The organism is Nonomuraea sp. NPDC050022, assembly GCF_044460705.1.
GTDB lineage: Bacteria > Actinomycetota > Actinomycetes > Streptosporangiales > Streptosporangiaceae > Nonomuraea.
Genome location: NZ_JBITKE010000005.1, coordinates 671,662 through 692,110 on the forward strand (window position 1 = coordinate 671,662; position 20,449 = coordinate 692,110).

A 20,449-nucleotide genomic window follows, 5' to 3' on the forward strand; every position below is an offset into this window, starting at 1 on the left:
CCTCTAGTCGGTGGGCTGAGTCAGATTCACCGCCGAAGGGCGTTCGCAGGTGCTCGTGATGGTCACCGCCGCGCCGGAGTGCGCCGAGGCCAGCAGCGACTCCATGACGTCGAGCACGTGGAAGGCCAGCGAGCCGCTCGTACGAGGCTCCTCGCCCGCCGGGGTCGCGGCGAAGTCGGCCAGGCCCACCCCGCGCCCGCCCTCGACGTAGCCGGCCCCCACGGGGAGAGTCCGCCATTCGCCCTCACCGACCCCTGAGACCAGGACGGATCCGTCGAAGTAGTTCGGGTCGGGCACGACGAGCGAGCCCGTCTCGCCGTGCACTTCGATGTTGGGCGCCTTGGTCGCCGCCCCGTCGAAGCTCATCACCAGCGTGGACAGCGCTCCCGAGGTGTGGACGAGCACTCCGGTGACGTGTGTGTCCACCGTCACCGGGATCTCCTCGCCCTGGCGGGGCCCGGAGCCGATCGTGCGCTTGGCCCGCGTACGGCTGGCCGCGCCGACTACCGACGCCACCGGGCCGAGCAGCGTCACCAGGCTGGTCACGTAGTAGGGCCCCATGTCCAGGAGCGGGCCGCCGCCGGGGACGTAGTAGAAGTCGGGGTTAGGGTGCCAGCGTTCGTGACCGGGCGTCATCATCGTCGCGGTCGCCGCGATGGGCCTGCCGATCAGGCCGTCGTCGATCGCCTTGCGCGCCGTCTGCGTACCCGTGCCCAACACGGTGTCCGGCGCGCACCCCACCCGCACTTGAGCAGCGCCGGCCGCCCGCAGCATCCCGGCGGCCTGCTCGGCGGTCGCGGCAAGGGGCTTCTCGCAATAGACGTCCTTGCCGGCCGCTATGGCCTGGAGCGCGATCTCGGCGTGGGCGGCCGGAATGGTGAGGTTGAGCACGATGTCGATGCGCGAGTCGGCCAGCAGCTCCGCCACGCTCAGCACGTCGACACCCGCATAGGGCCGCACCGCCTCCCGCGCCCGGTCAAGGTCCAGATCGGCCACCGCGACGAGCCGCAGCTGCGGCAGCCGGTCGATGGTCTGGAAATACTGCGCCGAGATGGCGCCGCACCCCACGACGCCCACGTTCACCGGCTGGCCCACAGCATGCCCCTCTCAATGATGGTGCGTACGTTCTCGTCCTCCAGGACGTCGAGGCTGTGCCCCGGGGTCGCGACGAAGATCCGCCCGCTCCCCCACCGCCGGGTCCAGATCGCCGGCGAGGTGACCTCCCGATGCCAGGGGTCCCACGGACGGACCTGCTGCGTCGTCGTGGCGAGCACGTCGATGTAGTCGTCCGTCAGCACCCAGTACTGCTCGGTCACGAGGCCGAAGTCCGTGATGCCCTCCGTGATGGGGTGATCGGCCGCTTCGGGCAGCATGTTCACGGTGTACGGGACGAAGTTGTCCGCCGCCGTGCCCTGCCGCTCGGCCGGCTCCTTGCCCGGATGGCAGGCGAACTGCCCGCCGATCAGGTGCAGATAGTCGGAGGAGTTGCGGTAGGAGTCGGCGATGCCACCGTGCCAGCCCGCCATCCCCGTGCCCGACTCGATGGCGGCCCGCAGGCCGTTGAGCTCGGCCTGTTCGATAGTGCCCATCGTGTAGCACTGCACGATGAGATCGATCCCGGCCATGAACGCGGAGTCCGCGTACGGCGCCGGGGAGTCCGCCCGGCTCACCTCGAACCCCTGCTTCTCCAGATAGGGGATAAAGAGCTCGGTGGCCGCGACCGGGGCGTGCCCTTCCCAGCCGCCCCGTACCACCAGTGCCTTCCGACGATGATCACCCGACATGCTTTCACCCATCCCGCTCGGCAGTCGACGCCTCCGATCATCGCATTGACCACCAAAGCGGGCAAAAGGTTAGATGCCGTTCGATTTGGCCGGTGAGCTGGCGATCCGGCGATCCGAGCGAGTTCACGACGCCGATTCGGCGATTCGGCGAGCCAGGGCCCGGCCTGCCGGCAGATCGGCGACGAACGCTCGGAGGAAATCGGTGATCTGATCGAGGTCACGCCCCTCGGCTGCGGCGTCGATGGATCGGTAGAGATCATCTTCGATCGTGGTGATCTGCCGGGCGAGGCGCCTGCCCTCTTCGGTGAGGGACAGCTCGATGTGGCGGCGGTCGTGCGCGGACACCTGACGGTCGATGAGACCCATCGTGGTAAGCCGATCGACCAGGCGGCTGGGGCTGTTGCCGCTCTCGCAGACCAGCAGCTCGCCGAGCCCGTTGAGCGTAAGGGGCCGGCGATCGGCGAGGATGCGGAGCACCTCGGCCTGGGAGGGCGTGACTCCGAGCGGCTTGAGCGCCTGGCCGAGCAGCCGGTTGCCTTCGCGCTGCGCGGCCAGGATCAGGTAGCGGAGTTCTTCAGCGGGTCGCATGTGAGCCAGCTTGTCGTGTCTTGGCGAGAGCTGCCGCCACGGGTCTTGGCGATAGCCGCTGTCATCGGCGTCCGCCGGACTTGGCGAGAGCCGCCATCACGGGCGTCCGCCGGTCTTGGCGAGAGCCCCCGTCACGGATGCCAGCCGGGCCGCCGCTCTCGGATCGTGGGCCGGCAGGATCACCAGGCCCGGGTTGTTCTCCCGCAGCGTGTTGATCGCCTTGGTGGTGTCGTCCAGTTGCCGCCTGTCCCCTACTCCCGGCACATGGCCCTCGTGCAGGAGATGGGCGTCGTAGGTCAGGTCGCCGACCATGAGCAGCGGCGCGTGCCCGGCGCCACGGACCAGCAGTGACAGTGATCCGGGAGTGTGACCGGGAGTGGGCAGCAGCACGAGGCTCCCGTCGCCGAACAGGTCGTGGCCGGCCGCGAAGGGCGCGAGCCCCGGATCCTGGATCTCGCCGAACTCGATGTGCCGCCAGCGCAGCCCGGGGATGTCGATGTGGGACCGCAGGAGCCCCCGCAGCTCGGGCAGGGCTCCATCGAGCGTCCGCCATTCCGAGCCGCTGACCACGATCTCGGCGCCGGTCAGCTCCCGCAGTCCCCCGATGTGGTCCTGGTGCAGGTGGGAGATCACCACCGTGTGTACGTCCGCGATGTCGTAGCCGGCGGCGGCCAACTGGGCGGTGAGGGTGTCGCCGGGGCCGATGTCGAAACGGGCCAGCCGGTCGTACATCACTCCTGTGATGCCGCCGGGGAAGTAGCCGGCGTCGGTCACCGACGCCCGATCCTGGCCCGCGTCGAACAGCACCAGCCCACGCTCGTGCTCGATCACATAGACGTTGATCGGCAGCGGAGGCGTCCACCGGCGCGAGGTGAACAGCCACCAGTACATCGGTTTGCGGGTGGCGGCCACGTGCTCCGGGTGGATCGACACCGTCCCGGTGCTGACCACGGATACCTGCTTGATCGGGTTGATCATCTCGTGTCTCATAGGAATTAGATTACACGACATATATGTCGTGTCAACTATCTCTGAGGCGCCCCGGCTGAGAGCGCGTATCACGGCGCTGTCAGGCCCGTATCAGCGACGGCGGCCATCGTCCTACCTGCACGCCAGAACGTACGAGATCTCGCCGGGAACGGTCGGGAGAAGAGGAGAGACACGATGTCGCAGGAGAAGCTGTCCGAGTTCGTCGCGGCGACGGCCAAGGAGTTCGGCATTCCCGGTGTTGCCGTAGGAGTGCTGGGCGGCGGTCAGGAGCTCGTCGCCTCTCACGGGGTGACGAGCCTCGAGAACCCGCTGCCGGTCGATGACAAGACGCTGTTCCCCTTGGCCTCGGTGACCAAGTCCTTCACGGCGACCGCGCTGATGCGGCTGGTCGCCGAAGGCAAGGTGGAGTTGGACGCGCCGGTACGGCGTTACGTACCCGAGCTCAGGCTCGCCGACGAGGCCGCCGCCGCGCAGATCACCGTGCTGAACCTGCTCAACCACACCGCCGGGCTGGACTGGAACCTGATCGACACCGATGAGGGGGCCGGTTCCCTGGCCGCGTTCGTGGCGAAGCTGGACGAGCTGACGTTGATCGCGCCGCCCGGCGCCCGGGCCTCCTACAGCCAGGCCGGCTACAACCTGGCCGGGCGGGTCATCGAGAAGGTCACCGGCCTGCCCTTCGAGAAGGCCGTGGCCGCGCTGGTCCTGGAGCCGGTGGGGCTGTCGAACACCTTCTTCGATCACGACGACGTCATGATCCGGCGGTTCGCCGTGGGCTACAACCGGGGCGAGGACGGCACGATGCGCGCCGCGCGGCCGTGGACGTCGTGGCGGGCCGGCTCACAGGCCAACTACCCCGGCGGGGGCAGCGTGTCCTCCGTGAGCGACCTGCTGCGCTGGGCCCGGTTCCACCTCGGCACCGGTGACGGTGTGCTGCCCGCCGAGGCGCTGCGCCGCATGCAGGAGCCGACGGTTGAGCTGCGGGCCAGCACGCTCGGCGACGCCTTCGGCATCTGCTGGTTCCTGCGTGAGGTGGACGGAGTCCGCACCTTCGGGCACGGCGGATCGGGCAACGGTCAGTTCGCCGAGCTGATCATCGTGCCCGAACACGACTTCGCCGTCGTATCCCTGGCCAACGGCGGCCCTGATGGCTACCCCTTCAACCAGGCCGTCGTCCGCTGGGCGCTGGAGAACTACCTCGGCGTGGTCGACCGGGACCCCGAGCCGATCCCCTACGACGAAGCTCGGGCGCGACAGGTCGTCGGCCGCTACGAGATCGACGCCATGAACCTCGACATCGCCACCGATGGGCTTCAGCTCACCCTCGAGGTCGGGATCAAGCCGGAGATCCGCCAGGCATCGGATGCCGACATGCCCCCGGACTACGCGCCGGCCGCCTTCGGGTTCCTGCCCGGCGACGGTGACGAGTACATCATCACCGAGGGCGGGCTGAAGGGGCAGCGCGGTTACTTCAGCCGCGACGACAACGGCACGGTCGTGGGCGTCGACCTCGCCGGCCGGCTGTTCGGCCGGGCCACGGCCTCATCGTGATCGACCGGACGAGCAGGGGCGGTCCCTGGATGTGCTGCGAGCGGCGCGCGGCGCGCCGCTCGCAGTGGAGACCGGACCTGCTGCGAGCGGCGGGCGTTACACCGCTCGCAGTGGAGACCGCGTCGTCAGGACGCCGTCTTGGCGAGCATGCCGTGCGGGTCGAGCACGTACTTGCGCGCGGCCCCCTCGTCGAACTCGTGGTAGCCCCGCGGCGCGTCGTCCAGCGAGATGGGCGTCGCGTTGACATTCTTCGCGATCTGCACCCGGTCGTTGAGGATCGCCATCATGAGCTGGCGGTTGTACCTCATGACCGGGCACTGGCCGGTGACGAAGGAGTGCGACTTGGCCCAGCCGAGGCCGATCCGGATGGACAGCGAACCGTGCTTGGCCGCCTCGTCCTGCGCACCGGGGTCACCGGTGACGTACAGGCCGGGAATGCCGAGCGCGCCACCCGCCCGGGTGATGTCCATCAGCGTGTTGAGCACGGTGGCGGGACGCTCCACGTCCGACTCCCCGCCGTGGCCGCGGGCCTCGAAGCCGACGGCGTCGACGGCGCAGTCCACGACCGGCTCGCCCAGGATGTGCTCGATCTGGTCCTTCGGCTCGCCCAGGGCCACGTTGATCGTCTCGCAGCCGAAGGTGTGGGCCTGGTCCAGCCGTTCCTTGTTCAGGTCGGCGACGATGACCACGGCGGCTCCGAGCAGGAACGCCGAGGTCGCCGCGGCCAGGCCGACCGGGCCGGCACCGGCGACGTAGACGGTCGATCCTGGCTTCACCCCCGCGCTCACGCAGCCGTGGAACCCGGTCGGGAAGATGTCCGAGAGCATGGCCAGGTCGAGGATCTTCTCCATGGCCCGTTCCTTGTCGGGGAACTTGAGCAGGTTCCAGTCCGCGTACGGCACCAGGACGTACTCGGCCTGCCCGCCTACCCAGCCGCCCATGTCGACGTAGCCGTACGCCGAGCCGGGCCGGTCGGGGTTGACGTTCTCGCAGACGCCTGTCTTGCCCTCCTTGCAGTTGCGGCAGCGGCCGCAAGCGATGTTGAACGGTACGGACACGAGGTCGCCGACCTTGATGTACTCCACGTCGGAACCGGTTTCTATCACCTCACCGGTGATCTCGTGGCCGAGGATGAGGCCCGGCGGGGCCGTGGTGCGGCCGCGGACCATGTGCTGGTCGCTGCCGCAGATGTTCGTCGCCACCGCTTTGAGAATGGCGGCGTGCGGTAGTTTGCGCCCTACGTTGGCCGGGTTCACTCCCGGGCCGTCCTTGAGCTCGAATTCGGGATAGTCGGTCTCGCGTACCTGGACGTTGCCTGGCCCCTCGTACGAAACTCCCCTATTGCCGGGCATGACTCCCCCTTGCCCGATAGGTGGCGGATGTTCGTTCGCTCACGTGGTCACGGATCACCCCCCATGGCCGGGGCGCCAACGGCGGCGGCCGATGTGCCCCACTCGGTCACGGATCCGGTCGTCGTGCGGGCGCCGGGCCGTCGGGATGTCACCCGCGGTGCCCTGAGCCGCCTCGGGCAGATCCTGTCCCCGCGCGCCGATGATCTCTCCGGCGGTGCCCTGCTCGGCCGACACGGGCAGCTCGCGCATCGGGCGCGCCACCAGGTCGTACACCACGACGGCCAGCACCGCGCCGATGATCGGGCCGGCGATGTAGACGCCGTACTGCCACCATGGCGCGCTACCGCCGAACACCGTGGTCGTCAGGTACGGCCCGAACGTACGGGCCGGGTTGACGGAGCCACCCGTCAGCGGGCCGAGCACGAAGATCTCGCACGCCACGGCCAATCCGATCATCCACCCGGCCCAGCCGCTCGGCGCCCGCCGATCGACCGCCAGCGCCATGATCGTGAGCAGCAGCAGGAACGTCCCCAGTGCCTCCAGCAGGATGCCCTGCCCATAATTCACGCCCTGGCCCAGCGCGGTGAGCCCGACGCCGTTGTCCACCGCCCGCCGACCGAACCCGCCCACGATCAACAGCCCGCCGGCGAACGCGCCGACGAGCTGGGCAACGATGTAGAACGGCACCTCCGACCACGGAAACCTGCGCCCCGCGGCCAGGGCGATGGTGACCGCCGGGTTGATGTGCGCGCCGGACGTACTGCCGAAGGCGTAGATGACGAGCGCGACCACCACGGCGAACGAGAACGAGATGATGCCCAGTGCGGCGTAGTCGAGTCGGCCGTTCTGCATGACCAGCGCGGACACCACGGACCCGGCACCGAAGAGAACCAGCAACATCGTTCCGATGGCTTCCGCGACAAGACGTCGCGGCAGATCTCCAACCATCGCAACCCCCCGATGACGATGGTTTATCCCCAAACTCGAATATATACCCGCCCTCCAGCAGAAACCCAGGTCAGGGTGGCTGCCACGGTGGTTGGCGGGGTGGCTGTTGGGGTGGCGCTGGGGTGGTTGGCAGGGTGACTGTTGGAGTGGTTGCCGGGGTGGCTGGCGGGGTGATCAGAGACAGCGGCGATGAACCTCGTCCACGCGCTGCGTCAGCCCGCTCCGGTCGAGGTGTTCGAGCAGCGGCACCGCGACCCGCCGGCTGGTGTCGAGGGCCCGCCTGGCCTGGCTGACCGTGAAGGGCTGCGGCAGTCGGCGCAGCAGCTCCGCCGCCCGTACCTCCGCGCCGGGCAGCAACACGATCCCCTCGGCCACGCGCAACAGACGCCCGGCCCGTACGGCCGCTGCCAGCTCCCGCGACCCCAGCCCCAGCTCGGCCAATCGCCCGGCCTCCGGCGCCTGGAAGGGGTGTGCCACCAGCTCCCCCCTGAGCCGCTCGACCGCCCGCGCCACCGGCTCGGGCAGCCCGGCAGGCCGGGTCACGATCCGCCCCTCGGCAAGCGTGAACGGCGCCCGCACCAGCGCGGCGACCAACTGCCGGTCGGGCAGCCCGAGCGCGTGGCGGGCCGCCTCGATCGGCATGCCGGGCTCCAGAGGGTGCTCGACGGCGTAGCGCCGCGCCGTGTCAGCCAGCCGCTCGCCCAGCTCGGCCCAGTACTCGGGGTCGGCGTACCAGTCCCCGCAAACCGGGCCCCCGCCCAGACCACCGGCCTCGACCGTCGGGTCCGCGTGGAGCACGCCAGCTGTGGCGCCCGTGGTGGAGCGGGCCGCGCCGGAATCGCTCGTGGTGGGGTCGGCCGAGCCCAGGCCGAACGTGCCAAGCATGGCGGTCAGCTCAGCCACGCGCAGCAGCCGGTGGATGCGCAGGGCCGAGGCGGCGTCCGGGGCGGCCGACTCCAGCCGGGCGGCGTGCGCACGCGCCGCGCCCCGGCGGCCGAGCGCGGGCGGGCGCACGTCGAGCACGCTCGCCCCCGCCACCACCCGCACCTCGGCCCGGTCGCGGCCGGGGTCGCGCAGCAGCAGCACGTCTCCGAGGTGGAGCGGGAGCGGGCGGGCCAGGCGCAGCCGTACGACGCGCCCGCCAAGCGTCCGCACCTCGCACGTCACCGCCGCCGACCCGATGTGCGCGGTCAGTCGCCGAGGCAGCCGCCACTCATCCTCCCTTCCCCGACCGCGCACCCGAACGCCACCGCGGCTTCCTTCCGGAACGCCGGCGCCGCTTCCTCTCGAAACGTCAGCCGCTTCGGGACCGGGACCGGAGCCGTAGCCGGTGTCACGGAGGGTCCCGAGGGTCCCGACGGGGGTGATCCGGACGTCGACCAGGTCCGTAAACGTCCACCGGCCGGGCGTGACCAGCGCCCGGCCCCGCTCGGGCAGACCATGGCCGCGCTCCGGCAGGCCGTGACCGCGCAGATTGACCGCCACCCTGGCGACGCCGGTCACCGAGGACAGCGGCTCCTTCAGGGACTCCAGCGCCCGCACCCGTACGGGCTCGCCCTCCAGCGCCAGCTCGTCACCCACCGAGATGACGCCCTCGGGCAGGGTCCCGGTCACGACCGTCCCGCTGCCCGTCACGCTGAACGCCCGGTCGATCCACAGCCGGACCGGCGCCTCCGGATCGGGCGCGGGCAGCGCGGCGACCAGCCGGTCCAGCGCCTCCCGCAGCTCATCGAGCCCCTGCCCGGTCCGCCCACTCACCACCACCGCCTCAACCGCACCACAGCCACCACCACTGCCCAACCGGGCCACATCCGGGCGCTCTCCGCCCAACCGGGCCGCTTCCAGGCGCGCGCCCTCCAACCCGGCCGCATCCGTCCGCATGCCTCCCAGAACAGCCGTATCCGGACGCACACCACCCAACCCGGCCGAGGTCAGGCGAGTGCGTGCCTGGTCGAGGGCCGGAGCCGGGTCGGCGAGGTCGGCTCGGGTCACCGCGAGCAGGCAGTGCCGTACGCCGAGCGCCTCCAGCGCCACCGCATGCTCCTCGGACTGCGGCATCCAGCCCTCGTCCGCCGCCACCACGAAGAGCACCGCCGGCACCGGACCGACCCCCGCCAGCATTGTGCTGAGAAACCGCTCATGCCCCGGTACGTCGACAAAGGCGAGGCGCCGTCCCGAAGGCAGCGTGGTCCACGCGTACCCCAGCTCGATCGTCAGCCCCCGCCGCCGCTCCTCCTCCAGCCGATCGGGCTCCATCCCGGTGAGAGCCCGCACCAGCGTGGACTTACCGTGATCGACGTGACCCGCCGTGGCCACGACGTACATCAGCCACCCGCCCCGAAGCCACTCACCCCGAAGTCGCTTGGCCCGAGACCACTCACCCCGAAGCCACTCCCCTCGCAGCGTGCCATGAGGCCGCTCGCCCCCAGGATCGCGCGGGCCACGTCGCCGTCGCGATCACCGGGAACGGTGCGCAGGTCCAGCAGCAGCCGCCCACCCTCGATCCGGCCGACCACCGGGGGATCACCAACGCGCAACGGTGCGGCGAGCCGTTCGGGCAGGCTGACGGCGGCGCTCGGCAGCGTCACCCCGGGCGCCCCGCCGCCCCCGACAGCGGCCTGGCTCGGCACCGCCCGCGCGTCGACCCCCGCCTCGGCGAGCCGCCCGGCGAGGGCCGCGGCACGGTCGCCCAGCACCGCTGGGTCGGCATGCAGCGCCAGCCGGACGGGCACAACAGGACCCCGGAGCGTGGCCTCCAGCGCGGCCAGCGTCAGCTTGTCGACCCGCAGGGCGCGGGCGAGCGGATGCCGCCTGCAGCGTTCGACCAGGTCACGGCGTCCGAGAAGGAGACCCGCCTGTGGTCCGCCGAGCAGCTTGTCGCCGCTGGCCGTCACCAGGTCCGCCCCGGCCGCCAGTACGGTCGCCGCGTCCGGCTCCTCGGGCAGCAGCGGCTCGCGCGCCAGCAGCCCCGAGCCGATGTCGGCTACGACGGGCACGCCGAGCCCGGTCAGCTCGCGTACCTCGACGGAGCCGGTGAAGCCCTCGATCCGGAAGTTCGACGGGTGCACCTTGAGCACGCATCCGGTCTCCGGCCCCACGGCCGCCGCGTAGTCGCGGTAGGAGGTGCGGTTGGTCGTACCGATCTCGCGCAGCCGCGCCCCGGTGGAGACGAGCAGGTCGGGGATGCGGAACCCGTCGCCGATCTCCACGAGCTCGCCCCGGCTGATCACGATCTCCCGACCGGCGGCGAGCACGGTCGCCACCAGGACGAGCGCGGCGGCGTTGTTGTTGACGACATGCACGTCCTCGGCGGCCGGCACGGCACGGGCGAGCGCGTCCAGCGCCCCCCGCCCGCGCCGGGCCCGGGCGCCGGTCTCCAGATCGAACTCCACGTCGGCGGCACCCGCCGCGGCGGCCATCGCCTCGATCGCGGCGGGCGACAGGGGCGCCCGGCCCAGGTTGGTGTGGACCAGTACGCCGGTCGCGTTGATCACCGCACGCAGGCTCGCGGCCCGCGGCGGGAGCGCCGCCACCGCCGCGTCGGCGACCTCCTCGGGACCGATCTCACCGCTCCGCGCCCGCTGCTGCGCCCGCGCCACCGCGTCCTTGACGACCGACCGACCCAGCCGCCCACCCGCCGCGACCAGCCGCGGATCGGCGAGTACGGCATCCGTACGGGGTACGTGCCTGCGTGGGTCCACTCTTCGAAAATAGAACGGAGGCGGACGGGAATCGAACCCGCCAGGCCGAGGACCTCGGCCTCGTCGGTTTTGAAGACCGCGGGGGCCACCAGGCGCCCAGACGCCTCCAACGCAAAACCTACCCGTCACAGCGGGTATGACCTCAAACGCCACACCCGTCGCGAGCCACCCGAGGGCGCCATGACACGCACCACCGAGACGGTCCGGCTGACGCAGTACGCGCACGGAGGCGGCTGCGCCTGCAAGATCCCGCCGGGCGAGCTGGAGGCCGTGGTGGCGGAGCTGCGCATACGGGACGGCGGCGCCGCCGAAGAGCGTCACGCCGCAGGTGGGCGCGACACCGCAGACGGGGATGGCGCTGACGGGGAGCTGATCGTCGGGCTGGACGACGGGGACGACGCCGCCGTGGTCCGCATCGACGGCGACCGGGCGATCGTGGCCACCGCCGACTTCTTCACCCCGGTGGTCGACGACCCCTACGACTGGGGCCGCATCGCGGCGGCCAACGCCCTGTCGGACGTCTACGCGGTCGGCGGGGAGCCCTTGGTGGCGGTCAATCTGCTCGGCTGGCCAAGGGAGAAGCTACCCATGGAGCTGGCGAAGGAGGTCCTGCGCGGCGGCCTGGACGTGGCCCGGGCGGCGGCTTGCCACGTCGCGGGCGGCCACAGCGTCGACGACCCGGAGCCGAAGTACGGGATGGCCGTCACCGGCCTGGCAGACCCCGCCCGGCTGCTGCGCATCGACGGCGGCCGGCCCAGGCTGCCGATCTCCCTCACCAAGCCGCTCGGCATCGGCGTGCTCAACACCCGGCACAAGGCGACCGGCGAGGTGTTCCCGCAGGCGGTAGCGGCGATGACCGCCCTGAACCGCGACGCCTCCCGGACCGCGCTGGCCGCCGGAGCCAGGTGCGCGACGGACGTGACCGGGTTCGGCCTGCTGGGCCACCTCTACAAGCTGGCTCGAGCGAGCGGCGTCACGGCCGTGGTGGACGTGGCGGCCGTACCGTACCTGGAAGGGGCCCGGGAGGCGGTACGCGACGGCTACGTCAGCGGCGGCACCCGCCGCAACCTCGACTGGGTCCGCCCCTGGCTCGATCCCGGCGGCTACGGCGAGAACGACCTGCTGCTACTAGCCGACGCCCAGACCTCCGGCGGCCTGCTGGTGGCCGGCGAGATCCCGGGCGCGCCGATCATCGGCGAACTGGTCCCTCTGGACGGCCCTCAGCTGCGGCTCCGCTGACCGTATCCCGTGTGGACCCCGCCTCGGCAGTGTGGACCTTGGTCGGCTCCGGATAACGAGCCGTGGTCCGCGTGGCAGCCGAACCTCGACCATGGAGTACTCACCGGACCCTGCCCCCTGCCGGTTAGGTGGAGGCGACGACATCGGCCGGTCGAAGTGTCGGTGCTGATCAAGGGCGGGCACCTCTACGAGTTGTCGTATCACCAGACCGCAGACTGACGCCCCCTAGAGAGCATCTTCCGGCGGTGTTGGGCCGGCGTGCAGCACTTCCCGCTGCCATCGGTGTCGTGGCTGTGTGTGCAACTGCCAATAGTGCTCGGCGATGCCGTCCGGGTCGAAGTCGGTGCCAGGGGCGACCCGGCCGGCCACGGTGACGCTCGCCACGTGTACGCCCGAGGGTCCGTACTCCTCGTCGAGCAGCGTGACCAGGGCTCGGACGCCTGCCTTGCCCAGGGAGAGGCTCACGTACTGAGGCTTGGGCTCGGGCATGCCGCCCGTGATGAGGAACGTACCGCTGCCGCGTGCCGCCATGGCGGGCGCGACGTGGGCCGCGGCGTTGATCGCGCCGACCACGTTCACCGCCCATGCCTCCATGTGGCCGCGTACGGACAGCTCGCCCGGCGCGTCCGCCTGGATGATCGCGGCGTTGTACACGACGACGTCCGGCACGCCATGCTCACTGACAGCCTGATCGAGTGCGGCGTTCAGCCCGGCCTGGTCGGTGCTGTCGGCTGCCAGCGTGACAACCGGGACACCGCTGGGAGTGAGCGCCTCGGCCGCGGTGCGCAGCGTCTGCTCGCTGCGGGCGATCAGCGTGAGCGGCAGTCCCTCCCTGGCGAACCGGCGGGCCACCGCCTGCCCAATCCCCGGACCCGCGCCAATGATCACTGCGCCTGACATCGGCATCTCCTCGTTTTTCGTGATCAGTAATATTTGCGACGGTAAGGGTTCACATCCATGTGAAGGTCAAGGGGAGCAGGCGGATGCGGATCGGTGGCCTGGCTCACGCGACCGGGTGAACACGCGACATCAACGCGGCTGCCCTTGCCGCTGCCGCTGGGGAACGATCGTGTACTTCGGGTCGGCGGCCGACGCCCTGCCCGCCTCCAGGACGCCGAACCGGGTGCACAAAGCACCCGCCGTAAGGGCGAGACCGGACAGGGCGGTGAGGGTACGGCTGCGCCCGGCGATCGAGGCGAGCAGCCCGCCGCCGACCGCCAGTACGCGGGCCGCGCGCATCCGGCCCCCCGCCTTTCCCAGCCGGTACGGCTCGCCCACCAGGCCGAGCCGCCGTTCCATCACCACGCCCGCGACGCTCTCCACGACGGCACCCATCACCGCCATCACGCGAGCCGGCCCCGCCTGCGCCCTCGGGGTGGCCAGCATGCCCACCGCCCCGGCGCTGGCCAGCGCGCTCCCGGCGAACAGGAACGGCAGTTCCCGGTAGGCCTCGTGCCAGGCCGGTACGGCGGTGTCGGCGACCACGACGGCTGTGTAGGTGGCGGTCAGCGGGCCGGTCAGGCCCGTGGCGAGGGCCGCCGCGTCTCCCACGGCGGGCAGGATCCTGGTCAGCTCGGTCGTGGCAGCGACCGCCGACAGCCCGCCCTGTGCGGCCAGGAGCCAGGAGCCCATGCTCATCGGCGATGTGGGCTTGAACACGCGGAACATGTTGAGGAAGCGTTCGGGCCTGCCCAGTTCGGCGATGAGGAACCCGGTTCCGATGGCGGCGCCGATCGCCGCCGCGACCCGGGCGGTGCGCTCCAGCCGGTCGTTCCCGGTGAACCCGGCCATGATCGCCATAGCCGACGAAACCCCCGACAGACCTCCAGCGTAGAGATATGCCGGCATATGGGGTTCGTGCCAGACAGGGGCCTTGATCACTGGCCGCCCGTAGTAGGACCGGAACTCCGCCTCCGGCACCATCGACCGCTCCCCCTTCGGCGCCGTCGACCGCTCCCGCGTCACCGCCGTCTTCCCTTCCGTGGACCAGTGAAGGCGCCCGAGCCCGCGAATGCCGCCACCACCGCCCCGGCCACGGACAGCGCCGCCGCCCCCGCCCAGCGCCACATCGACGGCAGGTCGCGAGTGGTCACCACGGGATCCGGCGGCAGCCCGTACACCTCCGGCTCGTCCAGCAGCAGGAAGAACGCCCCCGCCCCGCCCACCCCGTCGTCCGGGCTCTCGCCGTACAGGCGGGCCTCGGCCTGACCGTCGGCGTGCAGCCGCTCCACCCGCTCCTCAGCCCGCTCCCGGAGCTCGTCCAGCGGGCCGAACTGGATCGAGTCGGTCGGGCACGCCTTGGCGCACGCCGGTTCGAGGCCGCCGCGTTGCCGGTCGTAGCACATCGTGCACTTCCACGCCCGCCCGTCATCCTCGCGCCGCTCGATCACGCCGTAAGGACAAGCCGACACGCAGTAGCCGCAGCCGTTGCAGATGTCCTCCTGGATCACCACCGTGCCGAACTCGGTACGGAACAGCGCGCCAGTCGGGCAGACGTCCAGGCAGGCGGCGTGCGTGCAGTGCTTGCACACGTCCGACGACATCAGCCACCGCTCGACGCCATCGTCAGGAGAGCCGTCGTCAGGAGAGCCGTCGTCAGCGGAGCCGTCGTCAGCGGAAACGGGCATCGGCACCGGGCGGGACTGTTCGATGAAGGCCACGTGCCGCCAGGTGTTCGCCCCGAGCGCCCCGGTGTTGTCGTAGGAGTTCGCCTCGAACACGAAGCCGTCGTCGGGCAGCTGGTTCCACTCCTTGCACGCCACCTGGCACGCCTTGCAGCCGATGCAGACGCTCGTGTCGGTGAAGAAGCCCATCCGCTCAGCCATCGCGGTACACCTCCAGCAGGTCGAGCATCGCCTGCCCCCTCGGCCGTCTACCGGGCCGTAGGTCGCAGGTCACGGCCTTGCTCTCCTGAATGTAGACATTCGGGTCGAGCACCAGCGGAAGCAGGTCGTTGGCGACGTCGCCGGTCACCAGGCCGCCGCCGCCCCACCCCCAGTGGTACGGCAGGCCGATCTGATGGATCACCCTGCCCTGGATCCGCAGCGGCCGGACCCGGCCGGTGACCAGCACCCGGGCCTCGATCACGGTGCGACTGGTCACGATCGTGGCCCAGCCGCCGTTGACCAGCCCCACCTCGGCGGCCAGCTGCGGCGAGACTTCGCAGAACAGCTCCGGCTGCAGCTCGGCGAGGTAGGCCAACGGCCTGCTCATGCCACCCGCCGTGTGGTGCTCGGTGAGCCGGTACGTGGTCAGCACGTACGGATAGCGTGGCGACTCCGGCGGGTTGTAGGGGCTCTCCGGTCGCGGGTACATCTTGCGCGCGGGGTTGGCCTGCTGGGCGTACAACGGGTTGCCGACCGGCGACTCATGCGGCTCGTAGTGCGCGGGCAACGGCCCGTCGGCCAGTCCGGCGGGCACGTACAGCCAGCCCTTCCCGTCGGACTGCATGATGAACGCGTCGGTCCCGGAGAGCGCGTCCTCGGCCCGGGCGCCTTCGGGCGGCAGGTAGTCCGGCGGCTTGTTCGGCTCGAAGTCGGGCACGTCCCGCCCGGTCCACTTCCCCTGCTCCGCGTCCCACCAGACGTACGCCTTGCGCTCGCTCCACGGGCGGCCCTCAGGGTCGGCGGAGGCCCGGTTGTAGAGGATGCGCCTGTTGGCCGGCCAGGCCCAGCCCCATTCGGGCGCCACGGGCGACTGCTCCTGCCCCGGCCTGCGCCGGGCCGCCTGGTTGACCTCGTCGGCGTAGACGCCGCAGTAGATCCAGCAGCCACAACTGGTGGATCCGTCCGGCTTGAGCTGGGTGTAGGCCGACAGCGCCCGCCCGTCCGGGCCGACCCCGTTGATCTCGCGGAGCACGGCCGACGCCGACGGGTCCCGATGCTCGCCCAGCTCGGGGTAGTCCCAGGTCAGCTCGCGCAGCGGCCGGTCGATCTCGTCGTCGCTCAGCCGTCGCCTGACCAGTTTGCCCAGGTGGTAGTAGAACCACAGGTCGCTGCGGCAGTCGCCGGGCGGGTCGAGCGCCTTCTCCCGCCACTGGAGCAGCCGCTGGGTGTTGGTGAACGTGCCTTCCTTCTCCACGTGACTCGCGGCGGGCAGGAAGAACACCTCGGTGGCGATGTCCTCGGTACGCATCTCCCCGGTCTCAAGCTCCGGGCCGTCCTTCCAGAACGTGGCCGTCTCCACCAGCGTCAGGTCGCGTACCACCAGCCAGTCGAGGTTGGCCAGGCCGAGGCGCTGCGCCCGGCCGCCGGAGGAGCCGACCGCGGGGTTCTCGCCCGCCACGAAGTAGCCCTTCACCGTCCCGTCGATCTGGCCCATCACGGTGGTGTAGTGGCCGTGGTCGCCGGTCAGGCGGGGCAGGTGGTCGAAGCAGAAGTCGTTCCGCTCGGTGGCCGCGTTCCCCCACCACGCCTTGAGCAGGCTGACCAGGTAGGCGCGCCGGTGGCCCCAGAAGCCGACGTCGCCGCCCTCCCGGGCGAGGTAGTCCTCCAGCCCCTCGTGCCGGTGGGCGTGGGGCATGGTCAGATAACCGGGCAGGAGGCTGAACAGCGTCGGGATGTCGGTGGAGCCCTGGATGCTGGCGTGCCCGCGCAACGCCAGGATGCCGCCTCCGGGGCGGCCCATGTTGCCCAGCAGCAGCTGGAGGATCGAGGCAGTGCGGATGTACTGCGCGCCGACGGTGTGCTGGGTCCAGCCGACGGAGTACACCCAGGCAGTGGTGCGCTCCCGGCCGGAGTTGGCGGTGATCGCGTCGGCGAGCTCGGCGAAGTGCGCCCGCGAGATGCCGCACAGCTGCTCGACCAGCTCCGGGGTGTAGCGGGCGAAGTGCCGCCGGAGGATCTGGTAGACGCAGCGCGGGTGGCGCAGCGTCGGATCCGTCGCCGGGGTGGGATGCGCGACGGCGCCCCCGGAGCCGTAGGTGTCCGCCCCCGCGGCCTCGGCGTGGACCCGTCCGCCCTCCAGCCGCTCGCCCGGCGCCTGCTCGCCCTCCAAGTCCTCGCCCGGCGGCTGCGCGCCAGGCGCCCGCGCGCTCGGCGTCTCCTTGTCCGTCCCCTCGCCCGTCGCCTCGTACGCCCAACTGCCCGGATCGTACGAGCCCGTCTCCGCATCGAACCCGGAGAACAGCCCGTCAAGATCCTCGGTGTCCCGGAAGTCCTCGGACACGATCACGGCGGCGTTGGTGTAGGCCAGCACGTACTCACGGAAGTCCAGCTCGTTGGCCAGCACATGGTTGATCAGCGCCCCGAGCAGCACGATGTCGCTGCCCGCGCGGATCGGCAGGTGCCGGTCGGCCAGCGCGCTGGTCCGGGTGAAGCGCGGATCCACGTGGAACACCTTCGCGCCCCGCGCCTTGGCCTCGACCACCCACTGGAAGCCCACCGGGTGGCATTCGGCCATGTTGGAGCCCTGGATGACGATGCAGTCCGCACCCGCCAGGTCCTGCTGGAAGGTGGTCGCGCCACCGCGTCCGAAGCTGGTCCCCAGACCGGGGACGGTGGAGGAGTGTCAAATACGGGCCTGGTTCTCCACCTGGATCGCGCCGAGGGCGGTGTACAGCTTCTTCATCAGGTAGTTCTCTTCGTCGTCGAGCGTCGCCCCGCCCAGTCCGGCGATGCCCATGGTGCGGCGCACGACCTTGCCCTCATAGGTCTGCTGCCAGGTCTCCCGCCGGGTCCGTATGACCCGCTCTGCGATCATCTCCATCGCGGTGTCGAGGTCGAGCCGCTCCCATTCGGTGCCGTGCGGTCTCCGGTACAGCACCTTGGTCTGGCGGCCGGGGTGGGTCACGAGCTGCTTGCTCGCCGAGCCCTTGGGACACAGCCGCCCGCGCGAGATGGGCGAGTCCGGGTCGCCCTCGATCTGCGTGACCTTGCCGTCCTTGACGTAGACGAGCTGGCCGCAGCCGACCGCGCAGTAGGGGCAGATCGAGCGCGCGACCGTGTCGGCCTCCTCGGTGCGCGGGGCGAGCGCGTCCGTACGGGCGGAGCGCACAGCGTCGCTCCGACCGTCTTCTCCCTTGAACTGCCGGATCACCGGCCACCGGGAGAACCACCCCTTACCGGACACAATGCAGGCCCTGCCCCAATCGGTGCGAGCTAACCACCCCGGCGGTCGAAGGTCAGGTAGAGCTCGGAAGGGCTGCCGAAGGGCTCGCCGACCTGGCGCGGGATGTCGGCGCCCGCTTCGAGGCGGAAGTTCGTCGCCTGCTTGAGCAACTCCTCGAAGGCGATCACGAGCTGGATCCGGGCGAAGTTCTGGCCTATGCAGCGGTGCACCCCGGCGCCGAACGCCAGGTGCGGGTTGATCCGCCGGTCGAAGACCAGCTCGTCGGGCCGGTCGAAGCGCTCGGCATCGCGATTGGCCGAGTAGAACTGCAGGACGACCCGGTCCCCCGCCTTCAACGGGGTGCCCGCCAGCTCGGTGTCCTGAGTCACCGTACGGGCCATGAACGCCACGGTCGTCTCAAAGCGCAGGAACTCATCCATCGGGCCGCGCCACCAGTCCGGGCTGCGCAGGATCGGCTCGATGTCCGCGCGGGTGGCCAGATGGTAGGCGATGTTGACGATCACGCCGCGCGTGGTGTCCAGGCCGCCGAGCAGCAGCGTGGTGACGATCGCCACCTGCTCCTCTTTCGTCAGGGGCCGCCCGTCGACGCTCGCCCTGGCCAGGGCGCTGAGGACGTTCTCGTGCTCGGCCGAGGCCGGTGGGTCACCGGCCTCGGCGATCGCCTCCATCGCGAGCAGGGCGACCGCTTCGAACGTCTCGGGCGTGCTTTCTATGGCGCACCGCTTGACCGCCGCCACCCCCCGGCGCATCAGCTCCATGTTGTCGGTGGCGAAGACGACCCGGGCCAGCGACCCGGCGCTGAAGGGCACGGAGTAGTCACGGACCATCTCCACGCGGCCCTTGTCGATGAACCCCGCGATGGCGTCCCGGGCGATCTCCCGCATCTGCTCGGCGTACCGGAGCAGGAACGAGCGGGAGAAGTACGCCTCGAGGAACTTGCGGTATTGACGGTGGTCCGGCGGGTCGACGTCCAGCGGGATGAGCCGGACCGGCACGCCGCGCACGCCCGGCTGCGCCGAACTGAAGATCGCCGGTCGCATGCACACCGTGCGGACGTCCTCGTAGCGGGTGACCATGTAGTAGCCGCCGTCGGTGCGCGTGTGCACGACCGGGCATTCCCTGCGTGCGATGGCCAGCGCGTCGAGCAGGTGTTCGCGCTGGTCGTCGGCGAACAAGTCGACGTTCGCCAGGATGTCCGCGGCCGGTGTGTCCATCTGTCCTCCATTCCGAGAAGACCTCACAACCGTCATTTGACCTCGCCGCGGCTGTTTGCCCAAAGGACCGACCAAAGGGACACAAAGGACAGAGGGCGCACGTCACAGTTCGACAGCCCGAAGTATCAGCGGTGACGGGCGGGCGGCCCCATTCCCTGTAGGGAATCGTAAAGTCGCAGGCCGCGCTGGACACTACTCACATGAACCAACTTGATGTGAAGCAGTGGGCCGACCGTTATATCGCCCAGTGGAACGAGCCCGATCCGGCGACGCGGAGCGCCCTCATCCGCGAGCTGTGGGCGCCCGACGGCATTCAGGTACTGGTCGACCCGCCCCAGGAGATCCGCGACGCCGCCACGGCGCTCGCCTTTCCCGTGCCGCCCCTGGAGGTCCGGGGTTACGACGCCTTGGACGCCAGGGTGAGCCGTGCCTACGAGATGTTCGTCGAACCGGGCGAGCACGTCTTCGAGGCCGCCGAGGAGGCGTACCCCCTCATGCCCAACGTGCTCGCCATCCGGTGGTCTATGGTGTCGACCCGGACGGGCGAGCCCGTCGGCGGCGGCCTGGACATCCTGGCTCTGGACGGCGATGGCCGGCTGCGTACCGACCACCAGTTCATCGGAGCGAGCTGATGCGCTTCACCCGGATCGCCCGCACGGAGGACGGCGGATCGACGTTCGAGGACGGCGAGATCACGCTCGCTCACCGACAGGTCGCCGAAGGGGTGCCGGCCATGGCGGTCGGCGGGCTGCCGTCGAAGGGTGGCGTGCAGTTCGTCCGCAGCGCCGCGTTCGACAGCGCCGCTCATCCGGCGCCGCGCGAGCAGTGGGTGATGATGCTGCGCGGCACGATCGAGGTGACGGTCACGGACGGCAGCCGGCGCCGCTTCGGCGCGGGCGACCTGGTGCTCGCCGCCGACACGACGGGGCTGGGACACATCACCACCGGCGTCGGCGAACCACCGTTCGAGGCCCTGTTCATTCCGCTCTGACCGCCGGTCGGACGTGCGCCTC

The 20,449-nt window shown here is 70.7% G+C and carries 17 protein-coding genes and 1 tRNA gene; 4 read left to right on the forward strand and 14 right to left on the reverse strand.

Annotation, left to right across the window (positions count from 1 at the left end; all coding sequences use genetic code 11):
* Nucleotides 1-3: 3 nt before the first annotated feature.
* From ACIBO2_RS24660 to ACIBO2_RS24675, 4 genes are all read right to left on the reverse strand, one after another.
* On the reverse strand, nucleotides 4-1,095 hold the full coding sequence (locus ACIBO2_RS24660) for a Gfo/Idh/MocA family protein (protein WP_397299504.1): 1,092 nt from the start codon (nucleotides 1,093-1,095) through the stop codon (nucleotides 4-6).
* A complete protein-coding gene (locus ACIBO2_RS24665) occupies nucleotides 1,080-1,784 on the reverse strand; it encodes a ThuA domain-containing protein (protein ID WP_358545405.1) in 705 nt (234 codons plus the stop codon). Before ACIBO2_RS24665 ends, ACIBO2_RS24660 begins: the two co-directional genes overlap by 16 nt.
* Before the next feature lie 123 nt (nucleotides 1,785-1,907).
* On the reverse strand, nucleotides 1,908-2,372 hold the full coding sequence (locus ACIBO2_RS24670; protein WP_397299508.1) for a MarR family winged helix-turn-helix transcriptional regulator: 465 nt from the start codon (nucleotides 2,370-2,372) through the stop codon (nucleotides 1,908-1,910).
* Between the two features lie 96 nt (nucleotides 2,373-2,468).
* The gene (locus ACIBO2_RS24675; protein ID WP_358545408.1) at nucleotides 2,469-3,362 is read right to left on the reverse strand and encodes an N-acyl homoserine lactonase family protein; all 894 of its coding nucleotides are present in this window, start codon (nucleotides 3,360-3,362) and stop codon (nucleotides 2,469-2,471) included.
* 174 nt (nucleotides 3,363-3,536) lie between these two features.
* Here ACIBO2_RS24675 and ACIBO2_RS24680 point away from each other — a divergent pair, with 174 nt between their 5' ends.
* The gene (locus tag ACIBO2_RS24680; protein ID WP_397299512.1) at nucleotides 3,537-4,913 is read left to right on the forward strand and encodes a serine hydrolase domain-containing protein; all 1,377 of its coding nucleotides are present in this window, start codon (nucleotides 3,537-3,539) and stop codon (nucleotides 4,911-4,913) included.
* Between the two features lie 125 nt (nucleotides 4,914-5,038).
* On the opposite strand, the gene fdhA is transcribed toward ACIBO2_RS24680, so the two are convergent.
* The 5 genes from fdhA to ACIBO2_RS24705 form a co-directional block, all read right to left on the reverse strand.
* On the reverse strand, nucleotides 5,039-6,265 hold the full coding sequence (fdhA, locus tag ACIBO2_RS24685) for a formaldehyde dehydrogenase, glutathione-independent (protein ID WP_358545410.1): 1,227 nt from the start codon (nucleotides 6,263-6,265) through the stop codon (nucleotides 5,039-5,041).
* A gap of 54 nt (nucleotides 6,266-6,319) precedes the next feature.
* On the reverse strand, nucleotides 6,320-7,213 hold the full coding sequence (locus tag ACIBO2_RS24690; RefSeq protein ID WP_358545411.1) for an MIP/aquaporin family protein: 894 nt from the start codon (nucleotides 7,211-7,213) through the stop codon (nucleotides 6,320-6,322).
* Between the two features lie 174 nt (nucleotides 7,214-7,387).
* Nucleotides 7,388-9,538: a SelB C-terminal domain-containing protein gene (locus ACIBO2_RS24695; RefSeq protein ID WP_397299516.1), complete on the reverse strand. Its 2,151-nt coding sequence runs from the start codon at nucleotides 9,536-9,538 to the stop codon at nucleotides 7,388-7,390.
* A complete protein-coding gene (gene selA / locus ACIBO2_RS24700; RefSeq protein ID WP_358545414.1) occupies nucleotides 9,538-10,914 on the reverse strand; it encodes an L-seryl-tRNA(Sec) selenium transferase in 1,377 nt (458 codons plus the stop codon). Before selA ends, ACIBO2_RS24695 begins: the two co-directional genes overlap by 1 nt.
* A gap of 15 nt (nucleotides 10,915-10,929) precedes the next feature.
* A tRNA-Sec gene (locus tag ACIBO2_RS24705) sits at nucleotides 10,930-11,022 on the reverse strand.
* Nucleotides 11,023-11,094: 72 nt separating this feature from the next.
* Between ACIBO2_RS24705 and selD the strand changes: the two genes are divergently transcribed.
* Nucleotides 11,095-12,153, forward strand: coding sequence for a selenide, water dikinase SelD (gene selD / locus ACIBO2_RS24710; RefSeq protein WP_397299519.1), 1,059 nt, complete (start codon nucleotides 11,095-11,097; stop codon nucleotides 12,151-12,153).
* A gap of 225 nt (nucleotides 12,154-12,378) precedes the next feature.
* Here the strand turns inward: selD and ACIBO2_RS24715 are convergent, their stop codons facing one another.
* The 5 genes from ACIBO2_RS24715 to ACIBO2_RS24735 form a co-directional block, all read right to left on the reverse strand.
* The gene (locus ACIBO2_RS24715) at nucleotides 12,379-13,053 is read right to left on the reverse strand and encodes an SDR family NAD(P)-dependent oxidoreductase (RefSeq protein WP_397299521.1); all 675 of its coding nucleotides are present in this window, start codon (nucleotides 13,051-13,053) and stop codon (nucleotides 12,379-12,381) included.
* Nucleotides 13,054-13,182: 129 nt separating this feature from the next.
* A complete protein-coding gene (nrfD, locus tag ACIBO2_RS24720; protein ID WP_397299524.1) occupies nucleotides 13,183-14,118 on the reverse strand; it encodes an NrfD/PsrC family molybdoenzyme membrane anchor subunit in 936 nt (311 codons plus the stop codon).
* Nucleotides 14,115-14,978, reverse strand: a complete 864-nt coding sequence (locus ACIBO2_RS24725) for a 4Fe-4S dicluster domain-containing protein (protein ID WP_397299527.1) — start codon at nucleotides 14,976-14,978, stop codon at nucleotides 14,115-14,117. The genes nrfD and ACIBO2_RS24725 overlap by 4 nt, the downstream gene beginning before the upstream one ends.
* Nucleotides 14,971-18,222 (reverse strand): formate dehydrogenase, encoded by a 3,252-nt coding sequence (gene fdh, locus ACIBO2_RS24730; protein WP_397299530.1) that lies wholly within the window; start codon nucleotides 18,220-18,222, stop codon nucleotides 14,971-14,973. The genes ACIBO2_RS24725 and fdh overlap by 8 nt, the downstream gene beginning before the upstream one ends.
* A 29-nt stretch (nucleotides 18,223-18,251) precedes the next feature.
* Nucleotides 18,252-19,436 (reverse strand): cytochrome P450, encoded by a 1,185-nt coding sequence (locus ACIBO2_RS24735; protein WP_358545423.1) that lies wholly within the window; start codon nucleotides 19,434-19,436, stop codon nucleotides 18,252-18,254.
* A 200-nt stretch (nucleotides 19,437-19,636) separates the two neighbouring features.
* Here ACIBO2_RS24735 and ACIBO2_RS24740 point away from each other — a divergent pair, with 200 nt between their 5' ends.
* On the forward strand, nucleotides 19,637-20,068 hold the full coding sequence (locus ACIBO2_RS24740) for a hypothetical protein (RefSeq protein WP_397299534.1): 432 nt from the start codon (nucleotides 19,637-19,639) through the stop codon (nucleotides 20,066-20,068).
* Nucleotides 20,068-20,427 (forward strand): hypothetical protein, encoded by a 360-nt coding sequence (locus ACIBO2_RS24745; protein WP_358545426.1) that lies wholly within the window; start codon nucleotides 20,068-20,070, stop codon nucleotides 20,425-20,427. Before ACIBO2_RS24740 ends, ACIBO2_RS24745 begins: the two co-directional genes overlap by 1 nt.
* The last annotated feature ends 22 nt before the right edge of the window (nucleotides 20,428-20,449 follow it).